The organism is Litoreibacter roseus (assembly GCF_009811795.1).
Classification (GTDB): domain Bacteria; phylum Pseudomonadota; class Alphaproteobacteria; order Rhodobacterales; family Rhodobacteraceae; genus Litoreibacter; species Litoreibacter roseus.
Genome location: NZ_BLJE01000001.1, coordinates 1,067,289 through 1,084,392 on the forward strand (window position 1 = coordinate 1,067,289; position 17,104 = coordinate 1,084,392).

Sequence of the window (17,104 nt, forward strand, 5' to 3'; positions counted from 1 at the left end):
TTGCCTGTAAGACGCGCCCCTGATCTTCCGTCGGAGCGCGTCTCATGTCTTTCACACTGGCCATTGTCGGTCGCCCGAATGTGGGCAAGTCCACGCTGTTCAACCGTTTGGTGGGCAAGCGGTTGGCGCTGGTCGATGACCAGCCCGGTGTGACCCGTGACCTGCGGGAGGGCGACGCGCGTCTGGGAGATCTGCGTTTTACGGTGATCGACACCGCGGGGCTGGAAGAGGCGACTGATGAAAGCCTTCAGGGGCGTATGCGCCGCTTGACCGAGCGCGCCGTCGAGATGGCGGATGCCTGCCTTTTCGTCGTCGATGCGCGGTCCGGGGTCTTACCCGCCGACGAGGTATTCGCTGATATTCTGCGCAAAAAGTCCGCACGCGTCATTCTTGCTGCGAACAAGGCCGAAGGGCGGGCCGGGGAAAGCGGTTTGCTCGAGGCCTACGCCCTCGGTCTGGGAGAACCTCTGAGGCTCAGTGCAGAGCACGGCGAAGGTATGGGCGAGCTTGCAGCTGAATTGAGGCCTCTCATCGAGGCTGCAACGGAAAGCGCGCCAGAAGTTGAGCCGCAAGTCGATATCGACGTGGATGAAGGCGACGAGGTGCCAGACTACGTCGCGCCCCATTCCGGCAAGCCCTTGCAGATTGCCGTCGTCGGGCGCCCGAATGCCGGGAAATCGACGCTTATTAACAAGATCATTGGCGAAGATAGGTTGCTTACCGGTCCGGAGGCAGGAATTACACGGGATGCTATTTCTGTTACAACAGACTGGCAGGGCACCCCGACCCGGATTTTCGACACCGCGGGAATGCGGAAGAAGGCGAAAGTTCAGGACAAGCTGGAAAAACTCAGCGTGTCTGACGGTTTGCGGGCCGTGAAATTTGCCGAAGTGGTCGTGGTCCTTTTGGACGTGAATATTCCGTTCGAACAGCAGGATCTGAGGATCGCCGATCTGGCTGAGCGGGAAGGGCGCGCCGTCGTTTTGGCTGTCAACAAATGGGACACCGAGGGCGAAAAGCAGGACAAGCTGCGCGCCCTGAAAGAGCAGTTCAATCGCTTGTTGCCACAATTGCGTGGGGCGCCGCTGATCACCGTCTCTGCGCTGACAGGTCGTGGGCTGGAGCGGTTGCGCGAAGCGATCCTTGAGGCGCACGAGGTTTGGAACAGACGTATACCAACCGCTGCCCTGAACCGCTGGTTGACTGGTATGTTGGAACAACATCCGCCGCCTGCACCCCAAGGCAAGCGCATCAAGCTGCGCTACATGACGCAGGCCAAGTCCCGCCCGCCGGGATTTGTTGTAATGTGCTCTCACCCACAATTACTTCCCGCGAGCTATTCCCGCTATCTTGTCAACGGGTTGCGGGACGATTTTGATATGCCTGGTACACCCATTCGGCTGTTCATGCGCTCTCAGAATGACGCGAACCCGTTCAAGGGCCGCAAGAAGCCTGGACCCAGTAAATTGCGGAAACATCTCGGTCCAAGACGCGCGGAATGAGATGGGAAGATAGTGCCTGGCACTGCGGCCGGGGCACCCCTGAACGAGAATCGCTTCGCTAGAATTCCTGCGCGCCGCCGTCTTGCCAAGGCTTCACTAGGTTGCCGAAGCGGGTATAGCGGCCCTCAAAGCTCAACTCGACCGTGCCGATGGGACCATGCCGCTGCTTGCCGATGATAACCTCGGCGCGGCCATGTAGACTTTCCATCGCGTTTTGCCATTCCGCCATCTTGTCCAATTCATGATCGCCGGGTTTCTCACGCTCTTTGTAGTATTCCTCCCGGAACACGAACATAACAACGTCCGCGTCCTGCTCGATCGAGCCAGATTCCCGTAGGTCGGAGAGTTGTGGGCGTTTGTCCTCGCGGCTTTCCACCTGCCTGGACAGCTGGGACAGGGCGATCACCGGGATGTCCAGTTCTTTGGCGATGGCCTTCAGGCCTTGGGTAATTTCAGACACCTCATTCACACGGCTGTCTTTGGCGGTGGCCGGACGAACCAGTTGAAGGTAGTCGATGATCAGAACGTCCAGCCCGTGGGTCCGCTTCAGCCGACGCGCGCGGGCGGCCAGCTGGCTGATCGGCAGGGCGGGCGTGTCGTCGATGTAAAGCGGGCAGCTTTCAAGCGATTTCGCGGCCTCGACAAAGCGGCGAAATTCACCCTCTGTCATGTCGCCGCGACGGATTTGTTCGGACGGCACTTCGGAGGCCTCGGACAGCACCCGGGCGGCCAACTGTTCTGCGCTCATCTCCAGGGAGAAGAATCCGACAGCACCGCCTTCGATGGCCCCTTCGACGCCTTCGTGGGTCATGCCCTTTTTATGAGCCTTTGCGATGTTGAACGCGATATTCGTCGCCAGCGACGTCTTCCCCATGGACGGACGACCTGCAAGGATCAGAAGGTCTGATTTGTGCAATCCACCCAACTTCTTATCCATATCGATCAGACCTGTTGAGATCCCGGCGAGGCCGCCCTCGCGCTGATACGCAGCGTTCGCGACATTAACAGCGTCGGTTACAGCCTTGAGAAAGCTTTGAAACCCGGTCTCCGATCTTCCATCTTCGCCCAGCTTGTAGAGCCGCTGTTCGGCGTCAACAATTTGACTTTTTGGATCGCTCTCCGTCTCGACGGTAGCGGCCTTGGTCACGATTTCCTGGCCCAGCTCGATCAGTTCGCGGCGGATCGCAAGATCGTAGATCATCTGTGCATAGTCGCGGGCTGCAAAGGCGGAAATCGACGCGCCCTGCAAGCGCACCAGATAGCTTGCGCCCCCCAATTCCTTAAGCCCTTCATCCTCTTCAAAGAAAGGTTTGAGTGTAACCGGCGAAACAAGCAGATTCTTGTGAATGCGGGAGGCTGCGGTCTCGAAAATTCGGCGGTGGACCGGGTCGAAAAAGTGCTCTGGCGTGATGATTTGTTCGATGCGGCTGAAGACATCGTTGTTCGTCAGGATTGCACCCAGCAGTTGTTGTTCTGCCTCGATGTTGTGGGGAAGTGCACCTGTGCCTGCTTGCGTCTGATCCACATGCGCTGCCGTATTCGGCATCGTGCTCAGGTCATTCATACCCGCCTCTTTCTGTTTATTGTCCCCAGTGACCAGGGTGATGACGGATGGCGGTCCGCTAATCAATCTGGATATCCTGTGGATAAATGCTTTCTTATTATGCCTTTATATTGCGATGAACGGCGCGGTTCGGTCAACATCTAGAGAATGTCAATTTCGAATGTCAGCCGGTTTCAATGCGATGCACGCTCCGGTTGACATGTTTTGACGGCCGGAGTGTCCCAAGACACTCCAATGAGGTCGAATCGCCTCAGGATTTGTGGGCCTCCTGCCATCCGCGTGGATCCTTCAAGAACGCCTCGACCTCTTGCAATGTCTCGGGGTCGAAGCTTTGCTGGATCTTTGCTTCCGCTAGGACATCCCACCACGTGCAAAGATGATGCAGCGTCACGCCGTGATCGCCCAGTTTGGAAATGGTTTCGGGAAAGATGTCGTAATAGAAGATAACCGCCGTATGACCGCAGATTGCACCCGTTTCCCGGATGGCATCCACGAAGCTGAGTTTTGAGCCGCCATCGGTGGTCATGTCTTCGACGAGCAAAACACGCTGCCCTTCCGTCATTACACCCTCGATCCGCGCATTGCGACCATACCCCTTGGGCTTCTTGCGCACATAGGTCATAGGCAGGGCCATCCGCTCGGCCACCAAGGCGCCAAAGGGAATGCCTGCGGTTTCGCCGCCTGCAACGTTGTCGAACGCTTCCAGTCCCGCATTGCGCATTACCGTGCAGGTCAAAAAATCCATCAGCGTTGACCTGATCCGTGGAAAAGAGATCAGCTTGCGACAATCGATGTATGTGGGCGAGGGTAGTCCCGAGGCCAGCGTGAAAGGCTCCCGCGCGTTGAAGTGAACAGCGCGGATTTCCAGCAGCATCTGCGCCGTCAGTCGGGCGATCTCTTCTTTCTGGGGGTAGCTGGTGGGGATCATGAGGCCTCTCTCATTCAATGCGGTCAGATTTGAACGTGCCAATGCAGCGGCATGCCGGGATCGAAGACCGTGACAGGGCCATCGCCTGTCTCGATCTTGTCTGGATAGGTGACGGGATCGCCTTTGGTCAGCGTGACGGTGTCGTCATTTGGCTGCAGTTTGTAAAAGGCCGGACCGTGAAGCGAGGCAAAGCCTTCCAGCTTGTCCAGAGCACCCTCCTGCTCGAACACTTCGGCGAGGATCGAAAGCGTGTTGGTCGCCGTAAAGCAGCCAGCGCACCCGCAGGCATGTTCCTTCAAATTGTCCGTGTGCGGGGCGCTGTCGGTGCCCAGAAAGAAGGACTGGTCGCCGGACGTCGCGGCCTTGCGCAGCGCCAAACGATGCTCTTCGCGCTTGGCGACCGGCAAGCAATAATAGTGAGGCTTGATGCCGCCTACCAAGATGTCGTTGCGATTGATGACGAGATGGTGCGTCGTGATCGTTGCGGCCAGATCGTCCCCCCCGGCCTGCGCATATTCAACGCCCTGTTGGGTCGTGATATGCTCCATCACAACGCGCAAGCCAGGGATATCCCGACGCAGGGGATCAAGAACGGTGTCGATGAAGACCGCTTCGCGATCAAAGATGTCGACATCGGCGTCGGTGACCTCTCCGTGGACACAAAGTGGCAAGCCAATTTGCGCCATGTTTTCAAGCACACGCTTTACTTTGCTAAAGTCTCGGACGCCGGCTGCGGAATTGGTTGTGGCGCCCGCGGGATAGAGCTTGACAGCCGTGATCAATCCGATTTCGGCAGCCGCGCGAAGGTCCTTAACCTCGGTTTCTTCCGTCAGATAAAGCGTCATCAAAGGTCGGAAATCGCTGTTCAAAGGTTTGGCGGCCAAAATGCGATCACGATATGCAGCGGCATTGGCCGCGGTAACGACCGGTGGCACCAGATTGGGCATGATCAGGGCCCGGGCAAAGTGCCTGGCGGTTTCCGGCAACACGCCCTTTAGCATCTCGCCGTCTCGCAAATGAAGGTGCCAGTCATCGGGTCTGCGGAGCGTTAGTGTGGTCATTGGTGCCTCGGTCCAGTGTTGCCATGGCTTAGCGCCTGGCAGTGACCTTGGCCAGATGAAGGAGGCGCGGAACTGCTTAAAAATGAGGCAGGTAAGGCGGTAAATCGCAAAATCCCGTGCTGGGGTGGTGGTGCCGTTTGCAAGAGGCGTCAGCGACCGCCAACTATGAGGTCGAGGGGTAATGTGAATGTTTGACAATCCGGTGCGGTCTGACCTTCAGCGCGTGCGTGGGCGCGCGACCGTTGGGCTGTCGTCTAAGGGATTGAAAACCCTTCACCAGTCGGGATCTGCCAAAGCGCTCTTGCCGCGCGTGCAGGGCACGCCGGAGGTGGTGTTTCTGAACACAGCAGGTGGCGTGACTGGCGGGGATGACCTGTCCTACGCGCTTGCGCTTGCGCCTGATACAGAAGCGCTCGCCACGACGCAGACGGCTGAGCGCATCTACCGGAGTACGGGCGACACGGGCTCTGTTACGGTGAAGCTGGAGGTCGGTGCGCGCAGTGTTCTGTCTTGGGTCCCGCAGGAAACGATCGTGTTCGACGGCGCAGCCCTTACCCGCCGAACCGAGGTCGATCTCGCCCCGTTTGCGGCCTTTCTGATGTCAGAAATGATCGTGCTTGGAAGGCAAGCGATGGGCGAAACGGTGCGCTTCAGCAATGTGCGGGATGCGCGCGTGATCCGCAGGGACGGCCAGGTGATCTACCGGGACACGCAGCGTATCCACGACGATGTTCTGGCAGACGGCGACAATCCGGCCTTGCTCGACGGCGCACGCGCGTTGGGACTGATCGGGTTTTTTGCTGAAGCGGCCCCGCTGCACACTGATGCGTTGCGGGCGATATTGGCGCATCACCCGGTGCGGTCCGGCGTGTCGGGTTGGGATGGACGGGTGATGATCCGACTTCTGGCCGAAGACGCGTTCCAGTTGCGGCGGGCGGTGGTTGCGTGTGTTGAGATGTTGCGTGGCGCGCCGATGCCGCGCGTGTGGCAGATGTGAGAAAAAGATGAACCTGACACCAAGAGAAAAAGACAAGCTGCTGATCAGTCTGGCCGCCATGGTGGCCCGCGGCCGGCTGGAGCGGGGCGTGAAGTTGAACCACCCGGAGGCCATCGCCCTCATCACAGATTTTGTCGTCGAAGGGGCACGCGACGGGCGCAGTGTGGCCGACCTGATGGACGCAGGCGCCCATGTCGTACGCGCCGATCAGTGTATGGTCGGCATTCCCGAAATGATCCACGATGTACAGGTCGAAGCGACGTTTCCAGATGGGACGAAGCTTGTGACCGTTCACCATCCTATTCGATAACCGACCAAGAAGGAGAGCTGCGATGTGCAATGCCTGTGTGATGGAAGCGGTCAAATCGCGAATGCTGTCGCGGCGCGATTTGTTCAAAGCGGGCGCAGCGGGAGCGGCTGTCGCGACTGTTGGTGCGGTTCCCGCGGCCTTGGCCGACGGGCATGGGTCAGTGCGGGACATGACACACGCCTACGATGAGACATTTCCCACGTTCTTCAATGAACCGGGCATCGGCTATGAGCAGAAGTTCAATTTTGCCGAAAACGGCTTCAACTTGTACCAGCTGTCAATCAACGAACACACCGGAACCCATATCGACGCGCCGCTGCATTTCTCGGAAGACGGAAGCTCCGTCGATGAGATCGAGGTCGGTGATCTGGTTGTCCCACTTTGCGTGATCGACATTCAGGAAAAGGCCGATGCCGACGCGGACGCGCAAGTGACGCCTGATGACTTGGAGGCGTGGATTTCTGCCAATGGTGATATTCCGGACAGGGCTTGTGTCGCGATGATGTCCGGGTGGGCCGGCAAAGTAGACGGCCCGGAATACAGAAATGCAGATGACGCGGGCACGATGCATTTTCCGGGTTTTCATATTGAGGCCACACAGATGCTGTTGGAGCAGACGTCCGCCAGCGCCTTGGCTGTCGACACTCTATCGCTGGATCACGGGATCTCGGGGGACTTCGCGACACATTATGCTTGGCTTCCAGCAGGGCGGTACGGCATCGAAAATATCGCAGGTCTGGAGCAGGTGCCCGCGGCGGGCGCGACCCTGATTGTCGGTGCGCCGAAGCACAAACGCGGCACCGGTGGTCCTGCGCGCATCTTTGCGATGGTGTGACCAGTGATCCCCGGTGAAATCATGGCCGCCACAGGAACGATCGTTCTGAATGAGGACAGCGAAGCTGTTGTTCTTGAGGTGTCCAACACAGGGGACCGGCCGGTGCAGGTTGGGTCGCACTACCATTTCGCCGAGGCCAATACAGGTTTGGCGTTCGACCGGGAGGTGGCGCATGGAATGCGCCTTGATATCGCTGCGGGCACGGCCGTCAGGTTCGAGCCCGGGCAAAAACGGGAGGTGACGCTCGTCCCAATCGGCGGCGCGCGCAAGATTTACGGGTTTAACCAGAAAGTGATGGGATCGTTGTGATGGGAAAATATGCCTCCCCTTTGGATTTATGGCGCACGGGCATGGAAGTTTCCATGCTGGTGGCCGAAACGCAGGCCGTGATGACCTTGCGGATGATGGGTATGGCGGGCGTCTGGTCCGTGACGCCATCGGAAAACAGCCGGATGGTCAGTGAAAAGCTGCCTGCCTTTGCCAAATCCGCCACGGCGGCGGGGACCGCGATCATGACCGGCAAGCGACCCGATCAGGTCATGTCGGCTGCCGTCAAGCCCCTGAGATCGAAGACGCGCGCCAACTCCCGCAGGTTGGCGAAACGTGGCCTGAAGGTGAAATAGCGTATGCCTGCTAAGATCGACCGCGCCGACTATGCCGCGATGTACGGCCCCACCACCGGGGACAAGGTGCGTCTTGCTGACACGGACCTTGTGATTGAAGTTGAAAAAGACCTGACAACCTACGGGGAAGAGGTCAAATTTGGCGGCGGTAAGGTCATCCGCGATGGGATGGGACAGTCCCAAATGACCCGGGCAGGCGGCGCGGTTGACACGGTAATCACCAACGCGCTGATCGTCGATTACACTGGCATCTACAAAGCGGATGTCGGCCTGAAGGATGGACGCATCCACAAGATCGGCAAGGCGGGCAATCCGGACACTCAATCCGGGGTAGATATCATCATCGGTCCCGGGACCGAAGCGATTGCAGGGGAAGGCCGCATTCTGACCGCGGGTGCGATGGACGCGCATATCCACTTCATTTGCCCGCAGCAGATCGAGGACGCCCTGCACTCCGGCGTGACAACCATGCTGGGCGGCGGCACTGGGCCAGCCCACGGCACTTTGGCGACAACCTGCACGCCGGGTCCATGGCACATTGCGCGTATGCTGGGCGCGGTAGACAGCGTTCCGGTTAATATCGGCCTGTCGGGGAAGGGCAATGCTTCACAGCCAGAACCCATTGAGGAAATGGTGCGTGCGGGGGCCTGCGCATTGAAACTTCATGAGGATTGGGGGACGACCCCCGGCGCGATTGATTGCTGCCTTACAGTCGCAGATCAGATGGACGTGCAGGTCATGATCCACACGGACACGCTGAACGAGAGCGGATTCGTCGAGAATACGCTTGGGGCCATCGGCGACCGGACGATCCACGCGTTTCACACCGAAGGGGCAGGCGGCGGGCATGCGCCCGACATCATGAAGGTCGTCAGTAGCCAGAACGTGATCCCGTCCTCGACCAACCCCACGATGCCTTACACTGTCAACACGCTGGAAGAGCATCTGGACATGTTGATGGTTTGCCACCATCTCGACAAATCGATCCCCGAGGATGTGGCCTTCGCGGAAAGCCGAATTCGAAAAGAGACCATAGCCGCCGAAGATATCCTGCACGACATGGGCGCGTTTTCGATCATTGCGTCCGACAGCCAGGCCATGGGACGGGTGGGCGAGGTTTTGATCCGCACATGGCAAACTGCCGACAAGATGAAAAAGCAGCGCGGACGGCTGGCGGACGAAAGCGGGGACAACGACAATTTCCGAGTTCGCCGCTACATTGCGAAATACACAATCAACCCGGCGGTGGCCCATGGGATAAGTAGCCATATCGGGTCCATTGAAGAGGGCAAGCGTGCCGATCTGTGCCTCTGGAACCCCGCGTTTTTTGGAGTGAAACCCGAGATGACGCTGATCGGGGGCATGATTGCCTGCGCGCAGATGGGCGATCCAAATGCCTCTATTCCAACGCCGCAGCCTGTCTACAGCAGGCCCATGTTTGGCGCGATGGAACGCTCGGTCGAACACTGCTCCGTCACGTTTGTCAGTGACGCATTCGAAGGGTTGGATCTCGACAAGGACACGGTCGCCGTCTCGGACACGCGCGGCATCGGCAAGTCGGATATGCGGCTGAACGATGCGACGCCAAAAGTTGAGGTCGACCCTGAAACCTACGAGGTGCGTGCGGACGGCGAAATTCTGACCTGTGAGCCTGCCACCGAACTGCCCATGGCGCAGCGGTACTTTCTGTTCTAGTCTCGCTCGGCGGAGGAAACTTATGAAAAAATTCGGTTTTTTGCTCGCGCTCGCTGCATGCAGCCCGGTGCTTTACAACGTCCCTGGAGTCCGTGAGGCGCAAGCCTCCGAAGTGGTGAATTGCAGACTGGTCGGCACCGTCGTTGGCAAGCCGGGAGTCTTCGGACCGCTGAAGGATATCGGCCTGCGAGACGCGCGGCGCGCTGCCCTTGAAGCTGCGACCAACCTCGGAGCCAACACAGTGGTTTTCGATCCCATCCCGGAGGGACAGGACGTCTACGAACTGCCGGGTCAGGCTTATGTTTGCTGATAAGTCCCTGTCGTAAATCGTTAAAATGAGTTCCATGCAGAATACGCAAGGCGGGAATGCGAAGATGTCCGTCGATATGACAGCCAGCCTGACTTATCTACCAGATCAAAGGGGGGGCAACCCTAGAGAACTGGAGAGTAGCGATGGCATTCATCATAGAAAAGTACAGCACAGGCATTTTCGACGGCATCGGCGCCTTTTTCCGTGGCCTTGGCCGTGGACTGACAATGGCGTCAGCTGCCAACGCGCGGATCGCGCAAATGGATCGTCTGAACGCAAAGACAGACGACGAATTGGCCAAACTTGGCCTGCGCCGCGAAGATATCGTGCGTCACGTGTTCAAGGACATCCTGTACATCTGACTTTCGGGGGCGCCGCATGACGGATTTGCCCCGAGCCCATAAGATTGAACGCGAAGCGCGAGATGCCACAGACGCGATAAATCTGACCTATGACGCGCGATTGCTGCGCCGAAAACGCCTGACCAGTGACGCTGGCCGGGCGTTTATCGTTGATCTGCCCGAAGTCATCAGTCTGAACCATGGGGACGCTTTTGTGCTGGAAGACGGCACGAAAATCCTTGTGCAAGCTGCCGATGAAGCGTTGCTGAAGGTGCGCGGCCATCTCCCGCGGCTGGCGTGGCATATTGGAAACCGCCACGCACCTTGCGAAATTGCCGATGATCACCTTCTCATTCAGGCCGATCACGTCATGCGCCAGATGCTCGAAGGGCTTGGGGCGGATGTCGCCGAAGTGATGATGCCCTTCTCCCCCGAGGGCGGTGCCTACGGCGAGGGCCGCACCTTCGCGCACAGTCATGTCCACGATTGATCGGCTCAGTCTTGTTCAGTGGCTGTCGCCGGCGTTTCCCGTGGGCGGCTATGCATATTCTCACGGGCTTGAGCAGTCCATCGCGCGAGGGGATGTATCCGATGCAGACAGCTTCGCGTGTTGGCTGAGGTCAATCCTAACCCATGGGGCCGGGCGCAGTGATGCGATCTTGCTGTGTTGCGCGCTGCGCGGAGACAACGTGGCAGACGAGGCGCGCGCGTTTTGTCCCAGCTCGGAACGCTGGGTGGAAACCATTGATCAGGGACGCGCCTTTCTGGCGGTGACAAACAGCCTCTATGGCGAAGCCCGGGCGCCCGCGGCGCTCCCGGTCGCGGTGGGGTTGGTCGCGCAATGCTTGTCCCTTTCTGGCGCCGAGGTCGCCGCGATCTATCTGCATAGCTTTGCGTCCAACCTGGTCTCGGCAGCGGTGCGGTTCGTGCCCTTGGGCCAGACTGCCGGACAGGCTGTTCTGAATACGTTGCACCCAATGCTTGTGACTCTCGCGGAGGAGGCAGAGCATGCGACTGTCGATCAGATCGGCACTTCTGTCTTCGGCGCAGATCTGGCGGCAATGGAACATGAGGTGATGGATGTACGGGTGTTTCGGACATGAGTGATACCGGACCTCTGCGCGTAGGCATTGGCGGACCAGTGGGGGCTGGCAAGACCAGCCTGACGGCGGCGCTGTGTAAGGCGATGACGCCTGATTACTCGGTTGCCGTGATCACCAACGATATCTTTACCCGCGAAGACGCGGAGTTTCTGATGCGCGCGCAAGTGCTGCCACAGGATCGCATTCGCGGTGTCGAAACAGGTGGTTGCCCCCATACGGCTATCCGCGAGGATGCATCTATCAATCTGGCGGCGGTCTCGGATCTGCGGGCTTCAATTCCCGATCTTGATGTCATTCTGATCGAAAGCGGTGGGGATAACCTTGCAGCGACTTTCAGTCCCGAGCTTGCGGACCTTTCGATCTATGTCATCGACACGGCGGCAGGGCAGGACATTCCCCGGAAACGAGGACCGGGCGTGACGCGGTCTGATCTTCTCATCGTGAACAAGACCGATCTCGCACCCTATGTCGGGGTCGATCTGGATATGCTGGAGCAGGACACCAAGACCGCGCGGGGAGATTTGCCTTACGTTCTGGCGGAGGTCAAAAACGGTCGCGGCATATCGGACGTCGTGGCGTTTCTTGAGCGCGAAGGGGGCCTATCCAGGTCAAAGTGACTTTTCACGCGCTTTCGCTGCTTGAGCGAGCCGTTTGTTGGCAGCGTTGAGTGCCCGTCGAAATACCGGGCCGGGACCGTTGGCCATCACATGTCCTGCAAGCAGGTAGACCCGGTAAGGATGTTTCTCAGGGTCGATCATCCGTAACAACTGTCTGAGGTAACGTCGGAATGTCCGGCGTGCCCGGAGCATTTGATAAAATTTTGTCTGCGTGAGTGTTCCATCCACGCAGGCCCCCACGACGGGCTTCAAGAGCCCCATCTGGATCAGCCCACTGGCAATCCTATGCCCCTGAAAACGGCATTTGAGCTTGGTGATGTTCTGGCCGCGAAAGAGCGCCGCATGCATCGCGTCGGCATCTTCCCGAGGGTCGTAAAGAATAAAGACCTCTTTTGCGCCTTGCACCATGTCCGGTGCATACCCGTAGGAAGTATTGAAATCGCGGATCCATGCCTTCTGGTAACGCTTTTCCCAAGGGGCAACGTCCCGGTCCAATGTTGCTTGGGGGCTGATTGCAACAACTGTCGCGTCGGGGCAGGCCGCGGAAAACGCGCAGGCTGCATATCCGCCCATAGAGGCGCCATAGAAAACGACTGTGTCGAACTGATCGAAGAACTTCTCTGATTTCAAACGATCGAAAAATTTGGTGACATCCGTATCCCGGTACCATGTCCAGCCATGGGCCATAAGGCCGAGGATGGACCATCCCTGCGACTGCACAAAATCAAAGCCCCACGGCAGGCGACCTTCGTTGTTGGAATAGACATGGTCGAGGTTTTCGAACGTGACAATAAGGGTCTTGCCGCTTTTGACAAACAAAGCGCTGTGTTCGGGGCCGACCCGCTCAAAAAAGCCCTTCTCATCGCCAAGCGCTTTCAACTCGTCTGTCCATGCGGCCCGTGGCGCAGGGGCGATATCGACCGCAGCTGCGGATTTTGCTGGTGGCGCCTCATCTGACTTGTGAGGGTTCTTCTGCGGCAAGGGCGCTTCAGACGGTACGATGTCATGCAGCGTTAGAAGCCGTCCGATCAGGCTTTCGGGATGTGGTTCGCCGCCTTCACGCTCGACGATCCGCATGCGCATCCGGCGGCCCCAGAAGTGGATCGAGAGAGTGTTGTCCGTCACATATTGGCTGAGATCCAGATTGGGCTTCAACATCAAACGGCGTTTCTTGAAGCTGATCGGGAAAAGAGCCTCAATCGGCATCGCATATTTGTGCTCACCCGATTTATGGAGAAAATGGGTCAGGGCCTGCGGTCCCCAAACCCCCCAGCTTTGTTCCCCTACATGAACCGGCGTGCCGGCCTCTTTCTGGGCGATCATGTCCGCTTTGGTTGCGTCATCGAACCAGTCAGGGATTGCATATTCATCTGAGGTAAAATCGATCAGCCCCGCCAGCGCGTCGCTGTCCTGCGGCAGGCCGACGACACCGTTGTTGATGTGCCGGTTGCTTTCCCAACCGTGGAAATGACCATTGGAAGTCGTGAATTCCTTGACGCAATAAGCATCCGTGTCAGCCCAGATTGTCCGGTCGCATTTGGCGAGCATATTGTAGCGCCACTTGTCCGCCTGTGGCGCGGGGGATCCAGTTCGTTTGTGGGCGATCACGTTGCCAAGCGGCATGATCTCGTTGGCATCGGCAATTTCGATGCCGTCGGGAATATTGCCGACATCGCCGTAGGTGTACATTTTCACATGATGACCTGCGTCGCGGAAAGATGTGGCACACAGTTGTTCCATGTAAGAGAGGTTGCCGCCGATCCAGAGCTGCGCAATCTGGTATTCTTTTGCCAAAGCTCCGCCTTTTCGACCTTTGCCCGATCCGACAGATTAACCCTGCCTTATCCTCATGCTGTTTCGATTCTCGCAAAGGACAGGTTAAAACGCAATGAAAAGGTGATTCGCACGCGACAGACGGATCACGGAGCAGGCAGACCACCCATGAAGATCACAGTGGTAACCACCATGCGCAACGAGGCGCCCCACGCGCTGGAATGGATTGCGCATCATCGGGCGCTCGGCGTGACGGATTTCGTGATCTACACAAATGACTGCGAAGACGGCACCGGCGCCTTGCTGGATTTGCTTCCTGACGTCCATCATTTGGACCAGAGCGAGGCAGATGGTGCCCCCCAATGGGCTGCCTTGCGCGCGGCATGGGACCATCCTGCTGTGGCAAACGCAGACTGGCTTTCTTGTTTGGATTGCGATGAATTTGTAAATTTAGACAATGCCTTATCAGGCGTTCCTGATCTGATTGATGCTGTCTCTGCGGATGCGATTGTCTTGCGATGGCGGCTCTTTGGAAATGATGGGCATCTGGATTTCTCTGACCAGCCAACGACAGAGCGCTACACCCGCGCGGCGCCCGCCAACATGCCGTTTCCGCCCATTGGCAGCTATTTCAAAACGCTTTTCCGGAAAGACGGGCCGTTTCGCCAGTTTGGCGTTCACCGGCCCAAACAGAAAAATCCGGATCGTCACGGTGTTCCGACGTGGGTCGATGGTAGCGGGCAACCGATCGTGGGGGCTTTGGCTGCGAATGACGGCCAGATCATGCACTGGCGCCAGCCCATCGCCCGTAATCTCGTGCAGCTTAACCATTACTCGGTGCGGTCCGCTGCGGATTTCATGATAAAGCGGGATCGGGGATTGCCGAACCATAGGGAGAAACCGCTGGATCTCACCTATTGGGTGGAACGAAATTTCAATGCGGTGGAAGAAACCTCAATCGCACATCATCGGCCGAGGACAGAAACAGAGCTTGAGGCTTTTATGGCCATAAGTGGTGTGACCGAGGCAGTAGAGGCGGGGCAGGCGTGGCATCGGGCGCGGTTTGCTGCGCTGATGAAAGATCCGGAAGAGTTGAAGCTTTACGGGCGGCTTGTTCTGGCAAATGGCAGTACGCCCCCCAACGCCGCTAAGGCGATGGAACTGGTCGAGGCATACGGGGCGGCTCATGGGGGATGACGTTTATCATCACTGCGCATTGCCTGTCGTGGAAGCACATGGGGTGACCTGTCTGGATTGTGTCGGCTGGCAACAGCCCACCGGTGATCTCGGACTGCGCGTCTTCCTGGCCGCAGGATCGGCGTTCAAAGGTATGGCCAAGACCGCGCCTGCCGGTTGCGCGAGCTTTTCTGACGCGCGGTCTATCAATGGGGGTCTAGTGTTTGCGGGCCAAGCGCCTTTGGCCGATACGACAACGTTCGCCATGGTCAATGGGTCTGTTGAACTGCCGATCTCCACCCCCGAGCCTGAACTGTTCGATGGGCTCAATGTCTGCATCGCTGAAGTCAACGGGACACCCATCGCGCAGATCGAGGCGTGGATACGTTATCATCTGCCGTTCGGTTTGCAGGCCCTCATTCTTGTTGACCGTGGAAAGCAGAAAGAAAACAAGCAACTGGCAGGTGACCTTAAGGCTTTAGTGGCCAAGTCTGGGCTGTCCAGATTGTTACATGTTACGTCACCTGTTCCCCTTGGCAGGCCCAACCTTCCCCAAGCGTCCCATCCCTACAATGCGCCGGACGCGCCCGGGAAAGACCGGATGACCGATCTCGACGCCAATTCTTGGACCGCGCCGCTGGGACAATTGCACATTTACGAGTGGGCCAGATGGCGGTTTCTGGGACGGGCCAAAGCGGTGATGAACCTTGAACTTTCGGATCTTCTACAGCCCGGTGCGGACCCGTTTACAAAAGTTCACGACAGCACTCAGGGAGTTATCCAACTGCTCGGGGACCGCATTTATCCCTGGCGCGTCAGGTCTGATGATGCGCCGTCTTTTGGGGATCACATCTGTAAGCCATTCGATGCAAGCGGGGGCAATCGCAGATGGTGTCTGGCCCCCGCGCGATTGCGGCCCGACAACACATGGCGGCTGGTCCGGGTCGTCGATGCGGTCCCTGCCGAGGGGGAAAGCGCTCTGTTCTGGCGCGCCATGTCTTTGGTCCACCCCTACAGCAATATCGCCGAAATCGTGCCCAAGACGTCGCTGGTGGAAGATGCCGCGGTGTTGAAATTCATGTCGGATAACTTCGATCACAAACCGGTCCGCGCACCAGACAGTAAGGTTGATGCGGCGCCGGCTCCGGACAATAACCGCTGTTGTGTGATCACCTGCATGAAAAACGAAGGCCCGTTCATTCTGGAATGGCTGGCCTATCATCGCGCGATCGGCGTAACGGATTTTTTGATCTATACGAATGACTGCACGGACGGGACTGTCGAATTGCTGGACGCCTTGCAGAAGCGCGGCCTTGTTCAACGACGTGATAACCCGTTCAGGCAGACAGGTCTCAAACCTCAGCACGCCGCGCTGCAAGCGGCCGAGAGTGAGACACTTCTGCAAACTGCCGGATGGGCGATCTCAATGGACGTCGATGAGTTCATCAATATTCATGTCGGCGATGGCCAGCTAGGCGATCTCTTCGATCACATTGGCGACGCCAACATGGTTTCTTTGACATGGCGGCTGTTTGGCAACAGCGACGTGGACCTCTTCGAAGATGCCTTTCTGATCGATCAATTCACCCAGTGCGCCCCGGAACTGGCCCGAAAGCCCCATCAGGCGTGGGGTTTCAAGACTCTGTTTCGCAACATCGGCATCTACAAGAAGCTCGGCGTGCATCGCCCCAAGGGGTTGAAGCCGGACTTGTGGGATCAAATCAAGTGGGTCAACGGGTCTGGCAGAGCCATGCCGAAGAAGCTGTTACGGAACGGATGGCGGTCCACGCTTGACAGCTATGGCTATGACGTCGTGACGCTAAACCATTATGCCGTGCGATCAGCGGAAAGTTTTTTGGTCAAGCGAGACCGGGGACGGGTCAATCACGTGGCCCGGGATCAGGGGCTGAACTATTGGTTCCGGATGAACAACAACTGGCAGGAAGATCGCTCAATCCAGACCAAACGCAGCGCGCTGGTCGAAGAGTATGAACGACTACTTTCCGACCCTGAGATCAGCGCCGCCCACGCGGCGTGCGTTGTAGCCCATAGATCCAAGATAGATGATCTTCGAGCGGCGGAGACCTACGGTACGTTCTACCAAGAACTCACCAGCGAGCGCATGAAACGGCTGTCCCGGATGCATCCGTATTTTGGGGCCAACGTTTTCATTTCCGGGCCGAGCAGCGTCCCGGACGATGTTGTTTTCAAATCAGATTTTCCGGAACGCTTCTTCTTTACCGTTGAGCGCGATCCGGCCTGACCGCAC

General features: G+C 58.1%; 18 protein-coding genes. 14 read left to right on the plus strand and 4 right to left on the minus strand.

The annotated features are described in order from the left end of the window. The first annotated feature begins 44 nt into the window (after window positions 1-44). The gene (gene der / locus KIN_RS05315; protein ID WP_159804884.1) at window positions 45-1,502 is read left to right on the plus strand and encodes a ribosome biogenesis GTPase Der; all 1,458 of its coding nucleotides are present in this window, start codon (window positions 45-47) and stop codon (window positions 1,500-1,502) included. A gap of 58 nt (window positions 1,503-1,560) precedes the next feature. Here der and KIN_RS05320 read toward each other — a convergent pair whose 3' ends face one another. From KIN_RS05320 to pyrC, 3 genes are all read right to left on the minus strand, one after another. Beyond that, window positions 1,561-3,048, minus strand: a complete 1,488-nt coding sequence (locus KIN_RS05320; protein WP_159805390.1) for a replicative DNA helicase — start codon at window positions 3,046-3,048, stop codon at window positions 1,561-1,563. A gap of 268 nt (window positions 3,049-3,316) precedes the next feature. Next, window positions 3,317-3,994, minus strand: coding sequence for an orotate phosphoribosyltransferase (locus KIN_RS05325; protein WP_159804885.1), 678 nt, complete (start codon window positions 3,992-3,994; stop codon window positions 3,317-3,319). 23 nt (window positions 3,995-4,017) lie between these two features. Beyond that, the gene (gene pyrC, locus KIN_RS05330) at window positions 4,018-5,055 is read right to left on the minus strand and encodes a dihydroorotase (protein ID WP_159804886.1); all 1,038 of its coding nucleotides are present in this window, start codon (window positions 5,053-5,055) and stop codon (window positions 4,018-4,020) included. A 187-nt stretch (window positions 5,056-5,242) separates the two neighbouring features. Here pyrC and KIN_RS05335 point away from each other — a divergent pair, with 187 nt between their 5' ends. The 11 genes from KIN_RS05335 to ureG all read left to right on the plus strand — a co-directional run bounded on the left by KIN_RS05335 (window position 5,243) and on the right by ureG (window position 11,886). Further along, complete coding sequence (locus tag KIN_RS05335; RefSeq protein WP_159804887.1) at window positions 5,243-6,052, plus strand: urease accessory protein UreD; 810 nt, start codon at window positions 5,243-5,245, stop codon at window positions 6,050-6,052. Between the two features lie 7 nt (window positions 6,053-6,059). Then, a complete protein-coding gene (locus tag KIN_RS05340; protein WP_159804888.1) occupies window positions 6,060-6,362 on the plus strand; it encodes an urease subunit gamma in 303 nt (100 codons plus the stop codon). Between the two features lie 22 nt (window positions 6,363-6,384). Then, window positions 6,385-7,197, plus strand: a complete 813-nt coding sequence (locus KIN_RS05345) for a cyclase family protein (protein WP_159804889.1) — start codon at window positions 6,385-6,387, stop codon at window positions 7,195-7,197. A gap of 3 nt (window positions 7,198-7,200) precedes the next feature. After that, complete coding sequence (locus tag KIN_RS05350) at window positions 7,201-7,506, plus strand: urease subunit beta (RefSeq protein WP_159804890.1); 306 nt, start codon at window positions 7,201-7,203, stop codon at window positions 7,504-7,506. Then, window positions 7,506-7,820: an antifreeze protein gene (locus KIN_RS05355; RefSeq protein WP_174239092.1), complete on the plus strand. Its 315-nt coding sequence runs from the start codon at window positions 7,506-7,508 to the stop codon at window positions 7,818-7,820. Before KIN_RS05350 ends, KIN_RS05355 begins: the two co-directional genes overlap by 1 nt. A gap of 3 nt (window positions 7,821-7,823) precedes the next feature. Then, a complete protein-coding gene (gene ureC, locus KIN_RS05360; protein WP_159804891.1) occupies window positions 7,824-9,515 on the plus strand; it encodes an urease subunit alpha in 1,692 nt (563 codons plus the stop codon). A gap of 22 nt (window positions 9,516-9,537) precedes the next feature. Beyond that, a complete protein-coding gene (locus tag KIN_RS05365) occupies window positions 9,538-9,825 on the plus strand; it encodes a DUF4156 domain-containing protein (RefSeq protein WP_159804892.1) in 288 nt (95 codons plus the stop codon). 143 nt (window positions 9,826-9,968) lie between these two features. Further along, window positions 9,969-10,187 (plus strand): DUF1127 domain-containing protein, encoded by a 219-nt coding sequence (locus KIN_RS05370; protein WP_159804893.1) that lies wholly within the window; start codon window positions 9,969-9,971, stop codon window positions 10,185-10,187. 16 nt (window positions 10,188-10,203) lie between these two features. Further along, window positions 10,204-10,656: an urease accessory protein UreE gene (locus tag KIN_RS05375; RefSeq protein WP_159804894.1), complete on the plus strand. Its 453-nt coding sequence runs from the start codon at window positions 10,204-10,206 to the stop codon at window positions 10,654-10,656. Then, the gene (locus tag KIN_RS05380; RefSeq protein ID WP_159804895.1) at window positions 10,643-11,269 is read left to right on the plus strand and encodes an urease accessory protein UreF; all 627 of its coding nucleotides are present in this window, start codon (window positions 10,643-10,645) and stop codon (window positions 11,267-11,269) included. Before KIN_RS05375 ends, KIN_RS05380 begins: the two co-directional genes overlap by 14 nt. After that, the gene (gene ureG / locus KIN_RS05385; protein WP_159804896.1) at window positions 11,266-11,886 is read left to right on the plus strand and encodes an urease accessory protein UreG; all 621 of its coding nucleotides are present in this window, start codon (window positions 11,266-11,268) and stop codon (window positions 11,884-11,886) included. The genes KIN_RS05380 and ureG overlap by 4 nt, the downstream gene beginning before the upstream one ends. Here ureG and KIN_RS22280 read toward each other — a convergent pair. Continuing rightward, a complete protein-coding gene (locus tag KIN_RS22280; protein ID WP_207710113.1) occupies window positions 11,878-13,680 on the minus strand; it encodes an alpha/beta fold hydrolase in 1,803 nt (600 codons plus the stop codon). The genes ureG and KIN_RS22280 overlap by 9 nt on opposite strands. Window positions 13,681-13,827: 147 nt before the next feature. Between KIN_RS22280 and KIN_RS05395 the strand changes: the two genes are divergently transcribed. Then, the gene (locus KIN_RS05395; protein ID WP_159804897.1) at window positions 13,828-14,856 is read left to right on the plus strand and encodes a glycosyltransferase family 2 protein; all 1,029 of its coding nucleotides are present in this window, start codon (window positions 13,828-13,830) and stop codon (window positions 14,854-14,856) included. Further along, window positions 14,846-17,098 (plus strand): glycosyltransferase family 2 protein, encoded by a 2,253-nt coding sequence (locus KIN_RS05400; RefSeq protein ID WP_159804898.1) that lies wholly within the window; start codon window positions 14,846-14,848, stop codon window positions 17,096-17,098. Before KIN_RS05395 ends, KIN_RS05400 begins: the two co-directional genes overlap by 11 nt. Window positions 17,099-17,104: the final 6 nt, after the last annotated feature.